The sequence below is a fragment of the Actinotalea alkalitolerans genome (assembly GCF_023369855.1).
Taxonomy (GTDB): Bacteria; Actinomycetota; Actinomycetes; order Actinomycetales; family Cellulomonadaceae; genus Actinotalea.
The window spans coordinates 1-21,888 of sequence record NZ_JAMBPP010000016.1 but is presented as its reverse complement, the minus strand read 5'-3'; the positions used below and the strand labels follow the sequence as shown (position 1 = coordinate 21,888).

Below are 21,888 nucleotides of genomic sequence, written 5' to 3'. Positions count from 1 at the left end.
GGGCGCGTCCCTTGATCGGCGGACCTCAGGGGTGGGCGTGGTGGAGGAGTCGTGCAGATCAGGGTCGTCCCAGGCCCGTGTAGGTCCATCCGGCCGCACGCCAGCGCACCGGGTCCAGGGCGTTGCGACCGTCGATGACCTGCCGATGGGCCACCACGGTGCCGAGCTGCGCGGCGCGCTCGCGCACCGTCTGGTGGACGAAGTTGGAGCCGATGAAACGGGCACCACCCGTGACGAGCAGACGCACGGGAGTCTCGAGGTGGTGGGTGAGGTGCCACCCTAGCGAGCGGCGCGGCCCACCCGCGAGAACTTGGTAGCCGCCGCTGTAGGCTGTCGCGGGCCCTGGCCACTGGGGCTGACGGGTGCGCATGGCGTGCACCAGCGCCCTGCGCCGATCGGCGCCGACATCATCGAGCGGGAGTGGAGCCGACATCATCGAGCGGGAGTGGACATGATGCGCGAGCTCGAGCTGGAAGCCGTACGGACCGTGCAAGCCCACCTTGCTCGATCGCCGCTGCCGCAGGTTGCCCGGGCTCTGTCCCACTGGGGTGAGCACGGGCTCGGATGGTACGGACTCGCCGCAGTCGGCGCGGCCGTCGACCGTGACCGCCGCCGCGCCTGGATGCACGTCGGTGTGAGCGCGTTCGCAGCGCACGCTGCGGCCGTGGTGGTCAAGCGCGTCGTCCGGCGTTCTCGCCCGGATGAGGATCGCGTCCAGGTGCTCGTCGGCACACCATCGGCGCTGAGCTTCCCCAGCGCCCACGCGACGTCGACAGCGGCGGCTGCTGCCGCACTGGTGCCCCTCGTCGGGTGGGGGCCCGCGTCGGGTGTGCTCGGCGTCATGGGCCTGTCCCGCGTCCTGCTCGGAGTCCACTTCCCGTTCGACGTGCTGGCTGGCTGCGCGCTCGGTGCGACGGTCGAGCGCCTCGCACGGGTGGTGGTTGCCCGATGAAGCTCCGATCGCTGGTTCGGGCACTGCGACCGCGCCAGTGGCTCAAGAACGTCCTAGTGTTCGCTGCGCCGCTGGCCGCCGGGAGCCTGCTAGAGGGCGACTCCCTCCTCACCAGTCTCGCGGCCTTCGGGCTGTTCTGCCTCGCGTCGTCGGCGATCTATCTCGTCAACGACGTCCTCGACCGGCACGAGGACGCCCAGCACCCCGTCAAGCGGAACCGCCCCATCGCGTCCGGCGCGCTGACCGTGGAGGTCGCGGTCGGCGTCGCCGTGCTGCTCGCCGGCGTCGTCCTCGCCCTGTCACCGCTCGTCGGCGGATGGGGCTTCGCGGGAGTGGTCGCGACGTACCTTGCGGTTCATCTGGCGTACTGCGTGCGGCTCAAGCACGTCCCGGTCATCGATCTCGCTGCGGTGTCGTCTGGCTTCCTTCTGCGCGCGGCGGCGGGAGGCGTGGCGGTCGGCCTTGTGCTCTCCCCGTGGTTCATGCTGGTGGCGTCGTTCGGCTCGCTGTTCATGGTGGCAGGCAAGCGCTTCTCCGAGGTTCGCCTCATGGGCGAGGGCAACGCGACAAGCCGACGTAGCCTCGAGGAGTACTCGGCCTCGTACCTGCGCTTCGTCTGGGGTATCGCCGCGACCTCTGCCATCGTGTTCTACGCGTTGTGGGCCGTGTCGCTCGAGCGTGACCTCCCGCTCATCGCGCAGATCTCGATCGCCCCGTTCGCGCTCGCGATCCTGCGGTACGCCGTCGATATCGACAACGGGACGGCAGGCGAGCCCGAGAGCGTGGTGCTGGGTGACCGTGTGCTCCAGGCGCTGGGGCTCCTGTGGGTGCTGCTCTTCGGCGCGAGCGCGCTGCTCGGATGACGACGAGCACCGCGCGTCACGCCTCGGCGTGGTGGGTCGCTGTCGCGGCGGTCACGTCCGGAGCCCTGACCTACGCCCTGCTCATCGTTGTCGCACGCGCCGTGGGGCCGGCCCACTACGCGTCGTTCAACGGGTTCTGGGCGGCGGTCGTCGTGACATCGATCGGGGCGTTCCTCCCACTCGAGCAGGTCCTGGCTCGCCGCGAGGCCTCCGCGGCAGGCCGCGGCGGCGGGGCTGCCCCCGCGGTGACGCGCACGGGGGCCCAGCTTGCCCTCGTGGCCGTCGTGGTCGTCGCGGGGCTCGAGATGGTGAAGGGCAGGAGCCTGGCCGACGTCGGCGTGCTGGCAGGCATCTTCGCCGTCGCGTGCGCGGGCTTCGCGATGCAGTTCCCGGCACGAGGCCTGCTCGCCGGGAACGGAGACCTGAGGTCGTACGCCGCAGTGCTGATGGCCGACAACCTGCTGCGTACCGCCGGGGCCGCTGTGCTCGCGGTCACGGGCGCTGCGGACTGGCGCGCCTACGCCGCAGTGGTCGCCGGATCGGCGCTCGGGGCGGGTCTGCTCGCCCGGTTCCTCGCCCGCATGGTGCGGGGACCGCTGCTCAGCACGGCCGAGGGCGTGGGACTGAGGCGTGAGGTGTGGACTCTCGTGGTCGCGCTGTCCGCGATGCAGGCGGTCCTCAACAGCGGCAACGTCGTGGTCTCCCTGCCCGCGAGCCAGAAGGATGCCGCGCTCGCCGGCGGCATCGCTGCGGCCCTGGCGCTCGTCCGTGTCCCGGTGTTCGTCCAGCAGTTCGCCCAGGCGGCCTACCTGGCTCGGGTCACCGCGGCCGTGGCCCGCCGAGACCTGGCGCGGGTCCGCTCCCTGCTAGGTGTGCTAACGGCGGCGACCATCGGCCTGGCCGTGGCCACGGTCGGCGGTGCGCTGACCCTCGGGCCCTGGGCGGTGAGGATGGCGTTCGGTCCCGACTACCGGATCGATCGCGGTGCCTTCACGCTGCTCGCTGCCGCACTCGGGACATTCCTCATCGCGGCCGTGGCGAACGACGTGACGGTGGCGACCCGAGGGCACCGGCGTGCCGTCGTCGCCTGGGCCATGGGCGTGACGGCGAGCGTCCTGGTGGTCTTGGTGGTTCCCGACCTCGTCGTCCGGACGGCCGCACCGCTGCTCGTGGGGTCCGTCGTTGCGGCTGCGGTGCTGCTTCCGCCGCTCTTTCAACTCACCCGGCAGGTGGAGCTGTGATGACCGCGATCGTCTACGTGGTGGTTGCTCTTGCCGTGTCCACGGCACTCGGATGGGCCGTCCTGGCGCCGCTGCCGGAGGAACGGCTTCGTACGCTCGTCCCCGCCTTCCCGCTCGTCGGGGTGGCCTTCCTCGCGGCGGTGAGCTCGTGGACCTCGTTCGTCGTGGCCGCTGCTGGCTCCCTCATGGTCGCGGCCGTTGTCGCAGGCGTCGTCGCCGTGGTCGCGATCCGGCGCGGCGCGCGGCCGTGGCGGATTGGTCGTGGCCCGGTGCGTGCTGCGATCGGGCTGCTCGCGGGCGGCGCCGTCGTCGGGGCCGTTGCCCTGCTCCCGTCGCTGTGGGCAGGCGATGCCCGACCGATCTCCCCGAACCCGAGCCACGACGTCTTCTACTACGTCACCCAGGCCGAGTACCTGATCGACCATGACATCACCCCGGTACCCGCATTCGCACCTGAAGGACCGTCTCTCGATGCGATGACACCGGCCGAACAGCCGATCCGCTCCTCCCTCACCTTCCCAGTCCGCATCGGGCAGCCCCTCGTCCACGCGGCCCTGAGCGTCGCGTCCGGGACCAGCCCGAGGGATCAGGCCATGGCCGCGATGGCCGTGTGGATCTCGCTCATGGTGCCGGCCGGCTATGTCGCGGGGCGCCTCCTCGGGTTCGGTCGCTGTGGCGGTGCGGCGGCAGGGATCCTGACGGGGAGCTCGGCCCTGCTGGTCCAGCAGGCCTACCAGCAGAACGCGGACTCGTTGCTGGGCGTCTGTCTCGGTGTGCTGGCTGTGGCAGTCGCCGCGGCAAGCTTGAAGGAACGTGACCTGGCGTGGCCGGCGGTCGTGCTACTCGCAGGCGTAGTCGCGGTCTACACAGAGTTGCTGCTCTTCGTCGCCCCTGCAGTCGCGGGCGTCGTGCTTCTCCAACGTTGGCCGCAGATCAGGGCGGACATTCTCCGCATGGCGGGCATCGTGGTCGGAGCACTGGTGCTCGCCGGGCCGGGAGCTGTGCGAGGCGTCGCGTCACTCGTGCTGAACGATCGTTCCGGTGATGCGATCGGCTCGCCGTTGTTCAGCGAGGGCTGGTGGCCTGCTGCCGCGCGCGTGGTCGGCGCTACCTCGCTCATCGCACCCGCGGGCGCGTCGCGGACCGGTGTCGTGCTCGTCGTCGTCGCCGTCGCGGGTCTGCTCCTCGCCCTCCTGACCGCGCCTTGGCGACGCATGTGGTGGCCGATGCTCGCTGTCGGTGGCGTGTACCTGGCGATGGCGACCATCGGTCACCACGGCTACACGCAGCTGCGCACAGCGGTGCTCTTCACCCCGTTCGTCACCCTTGCGGTCGTCGACGGCTGGCGTGGGCTGGTCGACCGGCTCGGGGTGCTCGCCGCCCGACGTCCCCGCTTCCGTGGCGTGCGCACCGTCCTGGTGGTATGCCTGGCGATGACCGTTGTGGTGTTTCCGCTGGTGAACCTGCGAGCAGCGCCCCACGGGCTCGACCGTGCCTACGCGCTGTCCCGTCACGTCGACGACGACTTCGCGGAGGCAGCCTCCTGGATCTCCGACCTCCGCGGTGGTGACGGGGAGGACGTCACCGTGGTCGTCCCGGACTTCTTCAGCCAGCTGTGGCTCTCGGAGGCCCTGCGCGACCACAGGCTCACGTCCTACGTCAGCCTGTGGCTCGACTATCTCGGCACCAGCAGGCATTGGGCGGGCGAGCTCGATCGCTTCGTGCTCATCGGACCTGGCGCCGTGGTCGACGCAGACGAGGGGACGGTGGTCCATCGCAACGACCGGTTCACGCTGATCGACATGTCCCGTGGCCCCGTCGTCGTGATCGCCCCGACGGGAATGGCCGCGGAGTGGTCGCACCATGCGAGCCCAGGCGGGGGCATCGCAGGCGCTGACCTCGCGACGATGACGGTGCTGCGTTCCGAGTCGGCGTCGACGACGGTCTACGTCGAGGTAGCAGGGTTGCCTCCCGATGCGGTGGTCGCTGTCGTCCCGCTCGGAGCGACGGCCGTGCCACACCTGTCGGACTCGGCGGGTGGTGTGCCCCTGATGCTGACAGAGCGAGTGTCGACCGTCATCGTGGACACCGGGTCCGACGGTGTGGGTGGAGGACCAGGCTTCGAGCTGGAGGGGGTGCGTGGCGGTGGATGAGCGTCCGATCGATGTTCTGCAGGTGCTGAACTACTACTCGCCGTACGTCTCGGGTGTGACCGAGTACGCCCGGATGGTGGCCGAAGGGCTCGCGAGCCGCGGTCATCGGGTGGTGGTCGTCGCCGGCCACCACGACCCGGCCACACCTGCGCGCGAGATCCTCAACGGGGTCGAGGTCGTCCGAACCGGTGTGGTCGCCCGGATCGGCAAGGGGATCATCAGCCCGTCGTTCGTCCCGACAGCCGTGCGGCTCGCCCAGAGAGCGCGGATGACGTTGCTCAACGCACCGATGCTCGAGGCCGGTGCGATCGCGCTGGCGGTACCTCGCGAGCATCTGGTGACGCTCTACCAGTGCGACGTCTCGATGCCCCCAGGCGCGTTCAATGCCTTTCAGTCCGCTGTCCTTGACGCCTCGCACCGTACTGCCCTGCGACGCTCTGCGCGGATCGCGGTGACCACGGCCGACTACGCCGAGCACAGCCGTCTGCACGGCGCCATGCGCGGGCGCTTCACACCGGTCTCGGCCCCCGCGCTCGACCGTGGGCCGGGTGCGGCGTCGTTTCGCGACGGGGACGGCCTGCATGTCGGCTTCCTCGGGAGGATCGTCGAGGAGAAGGGGCTGGAGTACCTCGTCCAGGGCTTCCGTGAGCTCGGGCCGGACGCCCGGCTCCTGATCGGCGGCGACTTCGCGCAGGTCGCGGGCGGAAGCGTGGTCGATCGTGTTCGTGCGGCCATCGACGGAGATCCGCGCGTGCGTCTTCTCGGATTCCTCACGGACGAGCACCTCGCCGACTTCTATGCGTCGCTTGACGTGTTCGCTCTTCCCTCGATCAACTCCTTCGAGGCCTTCGGGATCGTCCAGGTCGAGGCGATGCTGCGTGGCGTGCGTGTGGTGGCATCGGACCTGCCAGGTGTCCGGATTCCGGTGCAGCGCTCAGGGCACGGCCGCATCGTTCCACCGCGTGACGCGGCGGCGATCACTCGCGCACTGCGTGAGCTCACCGTCGAGGGTGCGGCGGCAGGGGTCGACTCCTTTGCCCGCGAGGAGTGCACGCCAGACATCGTGGTTGCTCGTTTCGAAGAGATCCTGGGCTCGCTTGGCGCGGCGCCCCATGGGGTCTGGCCTCATGCGGGACGTAGACGTCAGACACGGTCAGGTGCTCGTTGACTCTCCACCGGTGGTGACGAGGCCTGTGGGGGCTCGCGTCCCTCACACGTTCGGATGCCCATGAAACACCTGCCGCACCGCGCGATCTGTTCCGACCGGCATGGTGGTCCTCGTGAGCATGCTGGGAATCGTCTCCTCGTCCCCGTCACGAACGAGGACGACGAGTCGGCGTGGGGACGTGTTCGGTGACCCGTCCACTCCCGTCGTCGCCGGGTCCGTCGCCACGCCGAGGGGTGGGCGTGGTGGAGGAATCGTGCAGATCAGGGCCGACCCAGGCCCGTGTAGGTCCATCCGGCTGCACGCCAGCGCACCGGGTCCAGGGCGTTGCGACCGTCGATGACCTGCCGATGGGCCACCACGGTGCCGAGCTGCTCGGGGTCGAGCGTGACGTACTCCTCCCACTCGGTCAGCAGCACCACGACATCGGCCCGGTCGGCGGCCTCGAGCGGGTCCGCCGCGAGGTTGAGGTCAGGACGCACCCGCCGCACGTTCTCCAGCGCGGCCGGGTCGGTGATGGTGACGTGCGCACCCGCCCCGGCGATCGTCGAGGCGACCTCCAGGGCCGGGGAGTCACGGACGTCGTCGCTGTGCGGCTTGAACGCCGCACCGAGGACCGTGACACGGGCACCCGAGAGGTCGCCGCCGCACGCCGTCCGGGCGAGCTCGACCACGTGGGTGCGCCGCCTCAGGTTGATCGCGTCGACCTCGCGCAGGAAGGTCAGCGCCTGGTCCACCCCGAGCTCCCCGGCCCTGGCCATGAAGGCGCGGATGTCCTTGGGCAGGCAACCACCCCCGAAGCCGACGCCGGCCCGCAGGAACTTGGGGCCGATGCGCTCGTCGTGACCGATCGCCTCGGCGAGCTGGGTGACGTCCGCGCCCGTGGCCTCGCACAGCTCGGCCATCGCGTTGATGAAGGAGATCTTGGTCGCGAGGAACGAGTTCGCCGCGACCTTGACGAGCTCGGCGGTCGCGTAGTCGGTGGTGATGAGCGGGGTGTGGCGTTCGAGCTGGCTCGCGTAGACCGTGTCCAGGACGACCCGCGCGGCCTGCCCGCGATCTCCCGGGCCGAGACCGTAGACAATGCGGTCCGGCGCCACGGTGTCCTGGATGGCGAACCCCTCGCGCAGGAACTCGGGGTTCCACACCAGGCTCGCCCCCGAGCCGGGTGCGTCGGCGTCGATCCGTGCGGCGATCTCCGCGGCGGTGCCCACCGGCACGGTGGACTTGCCGACCACGACCACAGGACCGTCGGCGTGCACCGCGAGGTGGGGGAGCAGGGCCTCCACGGCCGCGTGGACGTAGGTCAGGTCCGCGGCGTTCCGCCCGGCCTGCTGCGGTGTGCCCACGCAGATGAAGTGCACCTGCGAGCCGTGCACCTCGGCGATGTCCGTGGTGAACCGCAGCCGGCCGCTCGCGATGGCCCGCTGGAGCAGGTCGTCGAAGCCGGGCTCGTGGAACGGTGCCTTGCCGGCGGCGAGCTGGGCGACCTTGTCGGGGTCGACGTCGACCCCGACGACCTCGTGCCCGAGGTCCGCCATGCACGCCGCGTGCACCGCCCCGAGGTACCCGCATCCGATCACCGAGAGCTGCGTCATCTGGACGTCCTTGTCTGAGGTGGGGTCGGCCGGTCAGCGGCCGAGCTGGGCGTACTTCGCCTCGGTGGCGTCCTTCTGGGGTCGCCACCACGCCTCGTTGGCGCGGTACCACTCGATGGTCGCGGCCAGCCCGTCGCGGAAGGCGGTGAAGTGCGGCTCCCAGCCGAGCTCGGTGCGAAGCCGGGAGGAGTCGATCGCGTAGCGCATGTCGTGCCCGGGCCGGTCGCTCACGTGGTCGTAGGCGTCCCGGGGCAGGCCGCTGAGCTCGAGGATCAGCTCGACCACCGCCTTGTTGTTCTCCTCGCCGTCCGCGCCGATGAGGTACGTCTCGCCGATCGCGCCGCGCTCGATGATGGCCCAGACGGCCGAGTTGTGGTCCTCGACGTGGATCCAGTCGCGGACGTTCTCGCCCGTCCCGTAGAGCTTGGGGCGCACACCGTCGATCACGTTGGTGATCTGGCGCGGGATGAACTTCTCGACGTGCTGGAACGGGCCGTAGTTGTTGGAGCAGTTCGACAGCGTCGCCTGCACCCCGAAGGACCGGACCCATGCGCGCACGAGCAGGTCGCTCGCGGCCTTGGTCGATGAGTACGGGCTCGAGGGGTTGTAGGGGGTCTCGGCGGTGAACTTCGCGGGGTCGTCCAGCTCGAGGTCGCCGTAGACCTCGTCGGTCGAGATGTGGTGGTAGCGCGTCCCGTGCCGGCGCACCGCCTCGAGCAGGGTGTAGGTGCCGATCACGTTGGTCTGGACGAAGGGCCACGGGTTCGACAGCGAGTTGTCGTTGTGCGACTCGGCCGCGAAGTGGACCACGACGTCGGCGTCGGCCACGAGGCGGTCGACCAGCTCGGCGTCGGCGACGTCGCCCTCCACGAAGGTGACCTTCTCGGCCACGGGAGCGAGGCTGGCGCGGTCACCGGCGTAGGTCAGGGCGTCCAGCACGGTGACCTCGACGTCGGGTCGCTCGCGCACCGTCTGGTGGACGAAGTTGGAGCCGATGAAGCCGGCACCACCGGTGACGAGCAGACGCACGGGAACCTCCAGGGGGAGTGATCAGGTCAGCGAGCAGCCTAGCCCGACGGACCCCGGGTCGACGGCCTTGCGGAGGTGTGATATCAGGATGCTTCGGACATCAGGCGCGGCGTTCCTTGACCTGAGGTCACAACGTGCCGACACTCGCGATGACTCTCCGTCTCGCGTCAGGACCCCACATGCTCTCCCGTTCAGCACTCTCGCTCGCGCTCGCGCTGGCCACCGCCGTGACCTCGGCGGTCGCCACCCCTACCGTGTTGTCCGCGCCCACGGGGGTGACGGGTGAGAACACCGCGGCAACGTCGGCCCCCGCGCCGGTCGAGCCGACCGAGCCTGCCGAGCAGCAGGAGCAGCCCGAGGCCGACCTGCCTGCGGGGATGACCCTCGAGGAGATCGCGGTCGTCGTCCCTGCGGTCGAGCCCACGGGCGAGGTGATCCAGCCCACGGACCTCCCGCTCGCGCAGGCCGACGACGCGGTGATCGTCACCGACCAGCTGGTCGGTGACGGGCGGGTCGAGAGCGAGGTCGTTGAGACCGACGGGTTCCAGACGCTCGGTGTGACCTGGCCGCAGGACGCCTCGGTCGACGGGCTCGACGTCCAGGTCAGGACCCGCGCCGAGGACGGGTGGGGCGACTGGGTGGTCCTCGAGGTCGGGGACGACGGCCCTGACGCGGGTACCCCCGACGCGGAGAACGCCGCCGCGCGCGGTGGCACCGACCCGCTCTGGGTCGGCGAGGCCGACGCTGTGCAGGTGTCGTTCGCGGCGTCCGAGCAGGGCGGTCCCGAGGGCATCGAGCTCGCCCTGATCTCCTCCGACGCTGTGGCGACCGACGCCGTGGTGGGCTCGGTCGCCGACGAGGGCCTCGTGGTCCAGAACGCCTCCTACCTGACCTCGGGGTCGGTGGGCACCGCGGCGGTCGAGACCGTGAGCACGGCGGGTGCCCCGCGGGTGATCAGCCGCGCCCAGTGGGGCGCCCCCGCGCAGGTGTGCAAGCCTGCCGTCGCGAGCAAGCTCGTCGCTGCGGTCGTCCACCACACGGCCGGGTCCAACAACTACGCCACCCAGGCCCAGGCCATGCAGCAGCTGCGCAACGACGCGGCCTATCACATCAACGGACGAGGCTGGTGCGACCTCGGCTACAACTTCGTCGTCGACAAGTGGGGAAACATCTACGAGGGCCGTGCGGGCAGCATGACCCAGCCCGTCGTGGGTGTTCACGCCGGCGGGTTCAACACCGGCACGCTCGGGGTCTCGATGCTCGGCACCTACGGGAGCCTGCCACCCATCGTCACCCAGCAGGCCGTGGCCGAGATCATCGGATGGCGCCTGGGCGCATACGGCGTCGATCCGCGGGGCAGCTTCAACTTCTACACCTCGGGCGGGCAGAACTCGCGGTTCGCGAACCAGAACGTCTGGCTGCCGCGCGTCCTCGGGCATCGTGAGGTCGCCTTCACGGCGTGCCCCGGCGACGGCGGCATGGCCGCGCTGCCCGGCATACGCAACGCGGCCTGGGCCGCTCCGAGCCCCGGGCGCGCCAAGGAGGCCGCAGCGGTCGTCAATGCCCTCTACGCAGACCTCCTCGGTCGCAAGCCCGACTCGGGCGGCCTGAACACGTGGGCCGGTCTGTACGTCTCGGGTGCGGGCTCGTCGGCGCTCGTGGCGGGCGTGACGAGCAGCGAGGAGTACCACCGGCGGAAGATCGCCGAGGCGTACCGGACCGTCCTCGGGCGTACGACAGACGAGCAGGGGGTGCGGAGCTGGCTCGCCGCGATCTCCGCGGGCACCGTCAAGATCGACGAGATCGCCAATCATCTTGTGGCCAGCGAGGAGTTCTTCCTGCAGAGCGGTGGCACGAATGGTGGGCTGGTCCGTCGGATGTACACCTCGTTGCTCGGCCGCACGGGATCGAGCGCAGAGATCAACTACTGGACCGCCCGCGTACCCTCCCTCGGTCGTGGTGGGGTGATCAGCCAGGTCACCGGCTCCCGAGAGGCGGCGCAGCGCAAGGTCCAGCTCAACTACCGGCACTTCCTCGCGCGCTACCCGGACATCTCGGGTCAGAACCTGTGGACAGACGTCCTGCTCGTCCAAGGCGAGGCGGCCGTGCGCTCCAACATCGTCAGCAGCGAGGAGTACCGCCTGCGTGCGATCGCACGCTTCCCGTGAGAGCGGTCAGCTGTCCACTTCGCCGCGGAACTCGGCAGGTACGAAGAGATACCCCTGCGAGCGCCCGTCGGCCCTGATCATGAAACGCCCGCCGATGGGCAGTCGGGCGACCTCTTGACCTGAGCCGGTGGCGACGGAGGCATGGATCGTGTACTCACCCTCGCCCAGATGGATCGCCGGGAGTCGGAACGCGTACCGGATGCTCCCGTCGAGCGGTGGCAAGGGGGTACCGAGCAAACGGGTGTTCGTTCCGTAGACCACCACGCCGAGCGGGTTGTCGATCCCGATCCCCAGGATCCAGTCCTCGAGGCGTTCACCGGCGTCGACGACGACCTCGATCGTCAGACTGTCAGTCGGCGCGATGGTGGGCTGCTCCGCGGGGTCGTCGTCCGCGATGACACGCACTCCGGCGATGCTCACGTTGGGCCGCTTGGGCCTGTCCGTCCCGCTGGGGTCCGTCGCTTGCTCGACCTCCTTCTGACGGGTGGTCTCGAAGTCCGCCCGCAGCACCCTCAAGGCGTCACGGGGCACGTCGTCGGCGAGGACCCGGCCGTGCTCGAGGACTATCGCTCGGTCGCAGAGGTCAGCGACCTGGTCGAGCGAGTGAGTCACCAGGACGATGGTGCGTCCCTCCTGCTGGAACCCGCGGATGCGGTCCATGCACTTGCGCTGGAAAGGCTCGTCCCCGACGGCCAGGACCTCGTCGACGAGGAGGATGTCGGGGTCGACGTGCACCGCGACCGCGAAGGCGAGGCGCACATACATCCCAGAGGAGTAGAACTTCACCTGGGTGTCGATGAACTGCTCGATCCCGGAGAAGTCGACGATGGCGTCGAAGTACTTGTCAGTCTGTCGGCGGGTCAGGCCGAGGATCGAGGCGTTGAGGTAGACGTTCTCCCTCCCGGTGAGATCCGGGTGGAAGCCCGCCCCGAGCTCGAGCAGCGCGGCGAGACGCCCCCGGAGCTGGACCGAGCCGCTCGTCGGCTGGAGGATCCCGCCGATCATCTTGAGCAACGTGCTCTTGCCCGAGCCGTTGGCCCCGATGAGCCCGACGGTGCTGCCGGACTCGATCGTCGCATCGACGTTCCGCAGCGCCCAGAAGTCCTCCTTGTGGAGGTTGGAGCGGCCGAAGTTGACGAGTCGCTCTTTGAGCGACTTCTCCTTGCGAATGACGAAACGCTTGGACACGTCGTGGATCTCGATGACGGAGGGCGACATCACAGCTCCTGGGCGAAGTTGCTCTGGAGGCGTGCGAAGGTCCGCTGACTGAGCCAGAGGAGACACACCGAGACGCCGAGGGTGATGGCGAGGGACCTGCCCATGTGCTCCGGGACGAGCTGTCCGTCTCCGGCCACCCAGAAGACGTTCTGGAACCCGATGATCACCTGGGTCATGGGGTTGAGCAGGTAGAGCTGCTCGAACAGCGTCCCGGCCACCCTGTCATGGACCAAAGCCCACGAGTAGACGATCGGCGAGGCCCAGAACAGCACCATCAACAGGATCTCGACCAGGTACTGGATGTCGCGCAGGTACACGTTGACGGCCGCCAGGAACATCCCCACCGCTGTGGCGAAGATGATGAGGACCCCCAGCGCGAGGGGGAAGTACAGCCATCGTCCGCCGAGCGGGAAGCCTCCGACGACCGCAGTCGCGCCGACGAGGATGCTGAGCTGGATCGTGAAGTTGAAGAGGGAGGAGCCGAGCACGCTCAGCGGGAAGACCTCCCGTGGCAGGTACACCTTCTTGATCAGGCCGGCGTTGGCGACGATCGACCCGGTGCTGCCGATGACGATGTCACTGAACAGCTGCCAGGCGGTCAACCCGGTGAAGATGAAGATGGCGAACTGGGGGATGCCGCCGGGGTTCCGGGGTGAGGCCTCGGCCCCGAGGAACTTGCCGATGGCGATGTAGTACACCAGCAGCATCGCGAGGGGCTTCGCCAGGCTCCAGAAGAATCCGAGGGTGCTGTCCTTGTACTTGGCCCTGATCTCCCGTCGGACCAGGAGCCCCAGCAGCTCACGGTGGGCGTAGATGTCCCGGATGGACAGCAGGGTGCCACGTGCGAAGCCCGGCCGCGGGCCCGCCAGTCGCAGCGGCTCGTCCTCGAGACGTGCGGCTCTCGTCTCACTGGTCGTCGTCATGGCTCCCTACGTCCTGATCGCGTGCAGGTGGTGGCCTGCAACGGGCAGGTGCAGCCTACATATCGGACGTACATGCCGTTGCACTGCGGGGTCCGGTGCGCAGGCCCGGCCCTGTGCTCCAATGGTCGTGTGATCGAGAGCACGCACGACAACTGGTCCCTGCGAGGCCGCGGCGAGTCGGTTGCCGTCGCCGACGCCATCCACGCCATGCTGAGGGCCGTCCTCGTCCTCGTCCTCGCGGTGACGGGCGCGGCGCTGCTCCCGCCCGCGTCGGCACGTGCCGCAGACGGAGACCTGACGATCACCGGTCGGGGGTGGGGCCACGGCCGCGGGATGGGCCAGTACGGGGCCCTGGGGTACGCCATCGACCACGGCTGGGACTCCGCTCGCATCCTTGACCACTATTACGGCGGGACGACGGCCGGCTCGGTCGCCAACTCGGTGATCACGGTCGAGCTGCTGGCGATGAACGGCAAGGCGCTCGTGGTCACGGCACCCAAGCTCCAGGTCAACGGCACCGACGTCGGCGCTGCGGCGGTGCGCCTGACTCTGCAGGGGTCCACTCTCCGGGTCGAGAAGGGTTCCGGCTGCACAGCGACGTCCTGGACGCCCATGACCGGCAGCTTCAGTGCGGGGTCGACCCGGGTCGCCACCACGGCCGCCGCGACCTCCCTCGACAACCTGTTGGGCATCTGCCAGGACGCCGGCGTCCGCGCGTACCGCGGCTCGCTCGAGGTGATCAACCACAACGGCACCCAGATGACTCTCAACCGGGTGCGGGTCGAGTCCTACCTGCGCGGTGTCGTACCTCGGGAGAGCCCGGCGAGCTGGGCCTCGGCCGGCGGCGGCCGCGGGATGCAGGCACTCATGGCACAGTCTGTGGCGGCCCGCTCGTACGCGCTCTCGGGCAGCAGGCCCGCAACGGGTGCGACAACGTGCGACACCACCACCTGCCAGGTGTACAGCGGGGCCGGCCTGCGCACCGGCGCGGGTTGGACCGCGCTCGAGGACAGCAGGACCGACGAGGCGATCCGCGCCACGGCCGGGCTCGTCCGGATGCGCTCGGGCGCGCCGGCCCGCACGGAGTTCAGCTCGTCCTCGGGTGGCTACACGGCTGGAGGGACCTTCCCGGCCGTCGTCGATGACGGGGACCGAACGGCCAGCAACCCCAACTCGACGTGGTCGCTCACGATGCCGCTGTCGACGGTCGCCTCACGGCTGGGCACGGGGACGATCCGGAGCATCGCCGTCACCGCTCGCAACGGTCTCGGCGCCGACGGCGGACGCGCCACCGAGGTCCGGGTGGTCACGGCCGACGGTGCGAGCAGGACGTTCACCGGAAGTGCCGTGCGCGCGGCACTCGGCCTCAAGAGCGACTGGTTCGTCCTCTCCGGGGTGAGCGACGCCGAGGCCCAGGCAGTCATTCGTGCGCTGTACCAGGACATCCTCGGCCGCGCTCCTGACCCGGCCGGGATCGCGACCTGGAGCGCTTCGGTCCAGCAGACGGGCGATGCGCGGGTGGTCGCACGCGGCATCGTCATGTCGACCGAGCGGCTGCACACCTTCATCCGGGCCGAGTACCGGTCGGCGCTCAAGCGCGCCCCTGAGGCTGGGGGCTTGTCCCACTGGACCGGGTACATGCAGGCGGGGACGACCGTCCCTGAGCTTCAGGTGTACATCTACGCCTCGGACGAGGCGCTGCTCAACCTCGGGCAGGGGGACCTGGGTCGGTGGGTCGACGGCGTGTACCAGGGGATCCTCGGACGCAGCGCGAGCGCGACCGAGCGCGCCTACTGGGTCGACGTCGCGCGCCGTCAGGATCGACCGACAGTCGTGCGGTCGATCGCGATGTCCGATGAGGCAGGTCTGCGACGCTTGAACAGCTACTACCAGCGGATGCTCGGGCGTGCGCCCGACGCATCCGGGATCGGCACCTTCTTGCCGATGATGCGTGGGAACGGCGACTTCCTGCTCCCGATCGAGATCGGCGGCAGCCCTGAGTACTGGATGCGCGCACAGCGGCGCTGAGCCACGTGGCACGGCCGGCCCGAGGTCGACCTCAGTCGGTCGCTGGGCCCTCCGTGCTCAGGAAGGCCCACACCTCGGCGGCGTAGTCCGCCCAGGTGCGACGCGGCCGCCGTCGTGCCTCCAGGACCAGGCTCGCGTACAGCTCGCGGTCCTCGAGGAGCTGGGCGATGCCGTCGGCTATCGCATGGTCGTCCCGCGGGTCCACGAGCACTGCACCGCCGTCGGCAGCGACCTCCGCCATGCTGCCGAAGGCCGAGGTCACTGCGGGCGTTCCCACAGCGATCGACTCGGCGACCGGCAGGCCGTAGCCCTCATTGCTCGACGGGAACACTGTGCAGTGCGCCACCGTGTAGGCCGCCCACAGCAGGTCCTCGTCCAGGTCTGAGACACTGTCCAGGGGCAGCCCGGCACGTTGGAGGTCGTCCAGCGCCACCCGGAAGCTCTCCGAACGCCAGCCGTCCGCGCCGACGAACGTCAACGAGAAGCGGTGCCCCTTGCGCCACAGGAGCTGGGCAGCGTGCAGGACGGCCTCGTGGTTCTTGCGAGGTTCGTGCGTGCCCACGACCAGGACCAGCGGCATGTCGGCGATGGTGAACCGCTCACGGGCTTCGACCAATGCTTCTGCCGACGGCGTCACGCCTTCAGTCGGCAGCGGGATCCCGGTGATCTCCGGTCCGCGCAGGCCGGTCGCGCCCACCATCGTCCTCCAGCCGCGGTACTCGGCTGCCGCACTGCGCGAGATGGCGGCGATCCGGTCCATGTGGCGCACGGCCGCGAGATTGCCGACGAAGTGACTCGGGGTGCCCGGATGAGTCGTCTCGGCGGAGGTCAGCGGTACGCAGTCGAAGCCGACGACGCCTGTTCGGCACCGGGAGTACTCAGCGAGGCCCTGCAGGCGTGGCGTGAGCTGGGGACCGACGGCGAGCTCGGGCAGGAGGTAGCGCCCGCGATACGGAACGACGACCGTGACGCGGTGCCCTGGCGGCGGGGGGGCGGGTGCGAGCCCGTCGGTGAGCAGGTGGTTACGCTCGTCCGCGGTGAGGTCGATCAGCGCCGTCTGGTCGTCACGCCATCCCACCAGGCGGATGTCGTGGTGTGCAGCCCACTCCCTGGCGAGCTGCCGGGAAACGCGCTGGATCCCGGTGGACCGAGGCATCCGAGCAGTCTGGTAGACGTCCACGATCGTCTGCCCGGTGGCGATCTCGACCCGAGCAAGCTCGTCCTGATCCATGGTGGTGATCGCGTGGGCGAGCAGCAGGGCGGGGCCGTCCAGCCGAACGGCACGGGTGATCTCGATCGTCGTGGCGATGTCGGGCAGGCGAGCGGAGAGGACGGCCAGGGCGAGCCAGACGCGGTCCGCGCACGCATTGGTCAAGGTGGCTGCGACAGTGTCAGGCAGGCTCGCGGACGGCACACCAGCAGTGGTGACGTCCAGCGCTTCCAGGAGCGTCGCGCACCGTTCGAGGAAGGCCTCCCGTGCCGCCTGCGGCAGGGCGCGCACAACATCGCGGGGTGTCTGGGTCGTGCCGGTCGTCATGACTCGTCCCCCTCTGAACCGATGAGCTGTTCCCACAGCTCATCGGCATAGTCCGCCCAGGTACGAATCGGCCTCTCACGGGCCTCGCTGGACAGCCGTGTCCACAGGGCGTCGTCGACGAGCATGGATCGCATCGCAGCGACGAGCTCGTCGTCGTTGCGTGGGTCGATCAGCAGGCAGCCGCCGGCCTCGGCGATCTCGCGTGTGCTGCCGTAGTTCGTCGTGATGACGGGTGTGCCGCAGGCGAGGGATTCGGCGACCGGGAGGCCGTACCCCTCGTGGAGTGAGGCGAAGACCGAGAACCGTGACCGACGGTAGCTGTCCCAGAGCTCCTGGTCGTGCACGCCGCGACGGAAGGTCAGCGGACGGCCGGCGCCGATCAAGGCCTCTCCGCGTGCCTCGAGCCGCTCTGCGTTCCACCCTGCACGCCCGATGAGCTGGACCTCGAAGTCGAGGCCCTCACGCCACAGGATCTCGGCCGCGTGCAGCACCGCGAGGTGGTTCTTGTGCTGCTCCTGGCTGCCGACGCACAGGACTATCGGGCGCTCGGTGAGGGTCTGCTCGGGCGCGGTGGCGTGCGGGGCCTCGCCCGGCAGGAACGCCTCGGTGACGACGGCGGCCGGCAGACCCTGGCTAGGCAGCGCCTCGGCGAACCCACGGAACTCCTGGGCCGCTGAGACGCTGATGCCTGAGATCCGGGCTGCATGCTTGATCACCGACAGGTACTGCACGTAGTTGTCGGGCTCGGAGTAGGGCCGGACGTCAGCGCTGACCACCGGGATCGCGTCATAGCCGACGGCGGTGACCTCGTTCCCCGAGTACTCAGCGAGACCCTGGAGGGCCGGGTAGAGCTGGGGCAGAGGTACCTCGATGAGGACCACGTTGCTGCGCCACGGCACGACCAGCCGCGGCGGGCCGCTTGTTGTCGAGCTGCGCGCGACGTGCAGCTGCTGGTTCCAGCGCAGGACCCGGTCCGTCTCGACGTCGTCCAGACCGCGCATGATCCCGCCGGAGTCCGTCCACGCCACCGGGTGGACGTCGTGGCGAATGTCCCACCGAGGCAGGGTCTCGCGCACCACCCGCTGGATTCCGGTGTGATGCTCGACGCGTGCGCAGTAGTCCACGCTCGGGACGACGGCGCCGACCAGGACGTCCATCTCGCAGGTGAACGACTCGATGCTTCGCGGCGACACCTGGCAGCGACCGAGGAGCCAGATCGCGGCGTCTGCGGGAGGGTAGAGCTCGATCGTCCGCCTGGCCTCCTGGACCTCCGCGGCTGTCGGAAACGCACCTGCCACCGCTGTCCAGGTCAGCCACGCTCCGGCCGGATCGGCGGTCGCCTGCACCCGCCGGACCATGAGGTCGAGCAGTCTCCCGGCATCGTGAGCACCATGATCGATCGGCTCGGGGAGCTCGTCCAGGTAGACCTCGGCAGCGGCCCGGCAACGTTGTGCGAGGGCGCGTGCGACGCGCTTGTGACCTCCAGGTGACATCGGCACCTAGGCACCTCGGCCGAAGAGCCGGCGTCCCGCGCGCAACGGTGCGGTGATCCGCCAGGAGAGGGTTGCCCGGGTTGCGACGAGGTCGTGGCTCAGCTCGGCGACCTGGCGGCGCAAGCCCTCGACCTCGACCGACGAGGAGGAGCTCAGCACGTGCGACCACCGCGCTATCGCCTCGGTCCGCCAGCGGATCAGCTCATCCGTCGCGGTGTCGCGAGCCTCGGTGAGCTCGTCGATCGTGCGCTTGGCGGCAAGGGTGTCCTGGCGCGCGTAGAGGTCGAGCGGGCAGGCCGGGTAGGACAGCCGGGGACCGAGGTGGGCCTTGTGCTCGTCGGCGACGTAGTAGCGCGAGAGCCCGTCGAACATGCAGAACGTGTAGCCGGCGGCCAGGAGCGCAGGCTCCCAGGAGTCGTGGGTCTGGGCTGTCCCCAGCGGCACCGTCGACTCGACGACGAGGATCCACGGCCGCCAGTGAGTGAGGTCGAGGCTCTGCAGCACCGCCCGCTCGGAGCCTTCGGTGTCCACCGTGATGAAGTGGATCTCCTTGCCCGCAAGGCCCGCGTCATCGAGGATCGCGTCGAGGCGGCGGGCGCGCACGGTCGTGGCGTGGTGAGGGTGGCCGGCCGCGTCGTGGCGTTCGGTGATCTCGGCGTCAAGGGTCGAGAGCCCGGTCTCAGGAAACTCGTTGAGCACGACGTTCTCGACGTCCTCGTTCGTGACTGCCGCCTGGACGAAGGTGTCGCGGGGCCGCGCCCTACGGTGCAGGGCGGCGAACGACGCCACGGGGTCGATGGTGACCCCGCTCCAGCCACGGTCGTAGAACGCGCGGGTGATCGACAGGTCCGTCGGATGGTTGGCGCCGACCTCGACGTACCGCCCGTTCGGGATGTCTCGCAGCGCCCGCCAGAGGACGACGTCCTCGCCGTGCTGGGCATAGGACACGAAGAGGGCTTCAGGCACCACGGCATCATAGGGCAGCGCGACCGGCAGCACGGTCGCGCTGCCCGGTCGCGGCAGGTGCCCGGGGCCGCACCTACCGGGCTACGCTGGTCCGCGACACTCCCCGCCGAACTCTTGAGGAACCATGGCGCGCGCACTCATCACGGGTATCACCGGCCAGGATGGCCTGTATCTCTCCGAGCTGCTTCTGGCGAAGGGGTACGAGGTCTACGGCCTGATTCGTGGGCAGAACAACCCCAAGCTGGATCTTGTGCGTGCGACGGTGCCGGACGTCAAGCTGTTGACGGGGGACCTGACGGACCTCTCGAGCCTGTTGCGCGCGTTGAACGTGGCCCAGCCCGATGAGGTCTACAACCTGGGTGCCATCTCGTTCGTCGCGTACTCGTGGGAGAACGCGATGCTGACGACTGACGTGACGGGTAAGGGTGTGCTGAACATCCTGGAGGCAGTGCGGCTGTACTCGGGGGATGACCCCTCCCGCGTGCGCTTCTACCAGGCGTCGAGCTCGGAGATGTTCGGCAAGGTCCAGGAGGTCCCGCAGAGGGAGTCGACGTTGCTGTGGCCGCGGTCGCCCTACGGGGTGGCGAAGGTGTTCGGGCACTACATGACGATCAACTACCGCGAGTCCTACGGGATGCACGCCTCCTCGGGGATCTTGTTCAACCACGAGTCCCCTCGCCGTGGGCCGGAGTTCGTGACCCGTAAGGTCACCCAGGCGGTGGCACGGATCAAGCTGGGTCTGCAGGACCAGATCGTGATGGGCAACCTCGATGCCAAGCGGGACTGGGGTTTCGCAGGTGACTACGTCGAGGCGATGTGGCGGATGCTTCAGCAGGACACCGCGGACGACTACGTGGTGGCCACAGGAGAGACCCACTCGATCGGTGAGCTGCTCGATGTGGCGTTCGCGGCGGTGGGCATCGAGGACTGGGCCCCGTACGTGAGCCAGGACGCGCGGTTCATGCGCCCGGCCGAGGTCGAGCTGCTCATCGGTGACCCGTCCAAGGCTCGCGAGGTCCTGGGATGGGAGCCCAAGGTCGGGTTCACCGAGCTGGTGACGATGATGGTGGAGAACGACCTCGCCGAGCAGCGCACCCAGGTGGGGCGCTAGCGCGTGGGGCGGGTGCTGATCACCGGGATCACCGGCCAGGACGGCGGCTACCTCGCCGAACAGCTCGCCACGGCTGGGATGCAGGTGCATGGCCTGGTACGCCCCCACGACACCGCCGTGTCCACGTTGCGCGAACGGGTTCCGTCGGTCGTCGTGCACGAGGCGGACCTGGCCGACCACGCCCGGCTGCGCCAGGTGGTCGACGACGTTGAGCCCGACCAGCTCTACAACCTTGCCGGCATCAGCTCGGTGGCCTACTCCTGGGAGCATCCCGTGCTGACCGCCGAGCTCAGCGGCGTCGCGGTCGCTGTGCTGCTCGATGCCGCGTGGCAGCTCCAGGAGCGCACCGGGCACCCCGTTGCCTGCGTCCAGGCCTCGAGTGCGGAGATCTTCGGCAGTGCCGCGCAGGGACACCTTGACGAGCAGACGCCTGTGCGTCCGATCAACCCCTATGGCGTGGCCAAGGCCTACGCCCACCACATGGCCGGGGTCTACCGGACCCGTGGCCTGCACGTGGCCAGCTGCATCCTGTTCAACCACGAGTCCCCGCGTCGTCCTACGACGTTCGTCACCCGGAAGATCACCGCCGGTGCCGCCAGGATCGGGCTGGAGGGTTCCGGCGTCCTGCGCCTGGGTAACCTCGACGCCCGACGTGACTGGGGTTGGGCGCCGGACTACGTCGACGCCATGGTCCGAGCCGCGTCCCGGGACGTGGCCGCCGACTACGTCATCGCCACGGGCGAGGCCCACTCGGTGGCCGAGTTCGCCGAGGCGGCCCTGCGCCGCGCCGGTGTGGGGGACCAGTGGCGCGATCACGTGGTCACCGACCCGACCTTCGTGCGGCCCACCGACGCCGCCGTCCAGGTGGGCGACGCCTCACGCGCGCACTCCGACCTCGGCTGGTCCCCGACGGTCGGCTTCACAGACATCGTGCACCGCATGGTCGACCACGACACGGCACTCCTGCAGGGGGATGACGACTGATGAGCAGGGAACCACGCACTCCAACTGTCCGGCCCGGGGTGGTGTCTGTCGTCCTGGTCAACTACCGCGGTGCAGAGGACACGATCACCTGCCTGAGGTCCTTCGCGGACCTGGACTGGCCACGCGAGCGGCTCGAGGTCATCGTGGTCGACAACGACTCGGGGGACGGCAGCGCGGAGCGGATCCGGGCTGAGGTGCCTGAGACCATCATCGTCGAGTCGGGCGCGAACACGGGCTTCGCCGGGGGCTGCAACCTCGGGGTCGCGCACGCCACGGGCGAGGTGATCGGCTTCATCAACAACGATGCTCGGCCCGGTCCCGGCTGGGTGCGGGCCGGCGGCGGGGGCCCCGGCGGCGGCCGCACCCTCGCCCCTGTGGCGGGCAAGGGGCTTGGCTGGGGCGGGGAGCTGGGCGACTACGGCGACGGGGCGAGGGCCTGGGTCGTGCTGGGGGTCAAGC

General features: G+C 69.6%; 18 protein-coding genes. 10 read left to right on the top strand and 8 right to left on the bottom strand.

What is annotated here, in order from left to right:
- Positions 1 to 58: 58 nt before the first annotated feature.
- Positions 59 to 556 (bottom strand): hypothetical protein, encoded by a 498-nt coding sequence (locus M1R94_RS17130; protein WP_249382945.1) that lies wholly within the window; start codon positions 554 to 556, stop codon positions 59 to 61.
- Here M1R94_RS17130 and M1R94_RS17125 point away from each other — a divergent pair.
- From M1R94_RS17125 to M1R94_RS17105, 5 genes are read left to right on the top strand one after another with little or no spacing between them, the layout of a single operon-like run.
- Positions 452 to 952, top strand: a complete 501-nt coding sequence (locus M1R94_RS17125; protein ID WP_308199928.1) for a phosphatase PAP2 family protein — start codon at positions 452 to 454, stop codon at positions 950 to 952. The genes M1R94_RS17130 and M1R94_RS17125 overlap by 105 nt on opposite strands.
- Positions 949 to 1,815 (top strand): decaprenyl-phosphate phosphoribosyltransferase, encoded by an 867-nt coding sequence (locus M1R94_RS17120; protein WP_249382943.1) that lies wholly within the window; start codon positions 949 to 951, stop codon positions 1,813 to 1,815. Before M1R94_RS17125 ends, M1R94_RS17120 begins: the two co-directional genes overlap by 4 nt.
- On the top strand, positions 1,812 to 3,056 hold the full coding sequence (locus tag M1R94_RS17115; protein WP_249382942.1) for a hypothetical protein: 1,245 nt from the start codon (positions 1,812 to 1,814) through the stop codon (positions 3,054 to 3,056). Before M1R94_RS17120 ends, M1R94_RS17115 begins: the two co-directional genes overlap by 4 nt.
- Positions 3,056 to 5,209, top strand: a complete 2,154-nt coding sequence (locus tag M1R94_RS17110) for a hypothetical protein (RefSeq protein ID WP_249382941.1) — start codon at positions 3,056 to 3,058, stop codon at positions 5,207 to 5,209. The genes M1R94_RS17115 and M1R94_RS17110 overlap by 1 nt, the downstream gene beginning before the upstream one ends.
- Positions 5,202 to 6,377, top strand: a complete 1,176-nt coding sequence (locus M1R94_RS17105) for a glycosyltransferase family 4 protein (protein ID WP_249382940.1) — start codon at positions 5,202 to 5,204, stop codon at positions 6,375 to 6,377. Before M1R94_RS17110 ends, M1R94_RS17105 begins: the two co-directional genes overlap by 8 nt.
- Positions 6,378 to 6,637: 260 nt before the next feature.
- Here the strand turns inward: M1R94_RS17105 and M1R94_RS17100 are convergent, their stop codons facing one another.
- Positions 6,638 to 7,972: a UDP-glucose dehydrogenase family protein gene (locus M1R94_RS17100; RefSeq protein ID WP_249382939.1), complete on the bottom strand. Its 1,335-nt coding sequence runs from the start codon at positions 7,970 to 7,972 to the stop codon at positions 6,638 to 6,640.
- Between the two features lie 33 nt (positions 7,973 to 8,005).
- Complete coding sequence (gene rfbB / locus M1R94_RS17095) at positions 8,006 to 9,001, bottom strand: dTDP-glucose 4,6-dehydratase (RefSeq protein ID WP_249382938.1); 996 nt, start codon at positions 8,999 to 9,001, stop codon at positions 8,006 to 8,008.
- A gap of 179 nt (positions 9,002 to 9,180) precedes the next feature.
- Here rfbB and M1R94_RS17090 point away from each other — a divergent pair, with 179 nt between their 5' ends.
- Positions 9,181 to 11,169 (top strand): DUF4214 domain-containing protein, encoded by a 1,989-nt coding sequence (locus tag M1R94_RS17090; protein WP_249382937.1) that lies wholly within the window; start codon positions 9,181 to 9,183, stop codon positions 11,167 to 11,169.
- Between the two features lie 6 nt (positions 11,170 to 11,175).
- On the opposite strand, the gene M1R94_RS17085 is transcribed toward M1R94_RS17090, so the two are convergent.
- Both M1R94_RS17085 and M1R94_RS17080 read right to left on the bottom strand, forming a co-directional pair.
- Complete coding sequence (locus M1R94_RS17085; protein ID WP_249382936.1) at positions 11,176 to 12,387, bottom strand: ABC transporter ATP-binding protein; 1,212 nt, start codon at positions 12,385 to 12,387, stop codon at positions 11,176 to 11,178.
- Positions 12,387 to 13,310, bottom strand: a complete 924-nt coding sequence (locus tag M1R94_RS17080; protein ID WP_249382935.1) for an ABC transporter permease — start codon at positions 13,308 to 13,310, stop codon at positions 12,387 to 12,389. Before M1R94_RS17080 ends, M1R94_RS17085 begins: the two co-directional genes overlap by 1 nt.
- Before the next feature lie 129 nt (positions 13,311 to 13,439).
- Here M1R94_RS17080 and M1R94_RS17075 point away from each other — a divergent pair, with 129 nt between their 5' ends.
- Positions 13,440 to 15,338 (top strand): DUF4214 domain-containing protein, encoded by a 1,899-nt coding sequence (locus M1R94_RS17075; protein WP_249382934.1) that lies wholly within the window; start codon positions 13,440 to 13,442, stop codon positions 15,336 to 15,338.
- Between the two features lie 31 nt (positions 15,339 to 15,369).
- Here the strand turns inward: M1R94_RS17075 and M1R94_RS17070 are convergent, their stop codons facing one another.
- The 3 genes from M1R94_RS17070 to M1R94_RS17060 are packed head-to-tail and all read right to left on the bottom strand — an operon-like array spanning position 15,370 to position 19,334.
- Complete coding sequence (locus M1R94_RS17070) at positions 15,370 to 16,875, bottom strand: glycosyltransferase (protein ID WP_249382933.1); 1,506 nt, start codon at positions 16,873 to 16,875, stop codon at positions 15,370 to 15,372.
- The gene (locus M1R94_RS17065; protein ID WP_249382932.1) at positions 16,872 to 18,368 is read right to left on the bottom strand and encodes a glycosyltransferase; all 1,497 of its coding nucleotides are present in this window, start codon (positions 18,366 to 18,368) and stop codon (positions 16,872 to 16,874) included. The genes M1R94_RS17070 and M1R94_RS17065 overlap by 4 nt, the downstream gene beginning before the upstream one ends.
- Before the next feature lie 6 nt (positions 18,369 to 18,374).
- Complete coding sequence (locus M1R94_RS17060) at positions 18,375 to 19,334, bottom strand: FkbM family methyltransferase (protein ID WP_249382931.1); 960 nt, start codon at positions 19,332 to 19,334, stop codon at positions 18,375 to 18,377.
- Between the two features lie 124 nt (positions 19,335 to 19,458).
- Here M1R94_RS17060 and M1R94_RS17055 point away from each other — a divergent pair, with 124 nt between their 5' ends.
- The 3 genes from M1R94_RS17055 to M1R94_RS17045 all read left to right on the top strand — a co-directional run.
- A complete protein-coding gene (locus M1R94_RS17055; RefSeq protein ID WP_249382930.1) occupies positions 19,459 to 20,445 on the top strand; it encodes a GDP-mannose 4,6-dehydratase in 987 nt (328 codons plus the stop codon).
- Between the two features lie 3 nt (positions 20,446 to 20,448).
- Entirely contained in the window at positions 20,449 to 21,429 is a 981-nt protein-coding gene (locus tag M1R94_RS17050) for a GDP-mannose 4,6-dehydratase (RefSeq protein ID WP_249382929.1), read from the top strand.
- Positions 21,429 to 21,888 (top strand): glycosyltransferase family 2 protein (locus tag M1R94_RS17045; protein ID WP_249382928.1); only part of this gene is annotated, 460 nt, incomplete at its 3' end. The genes M1R94_RS17050 and M1R94_RS17045, both read left to right, overlap by 1 nt.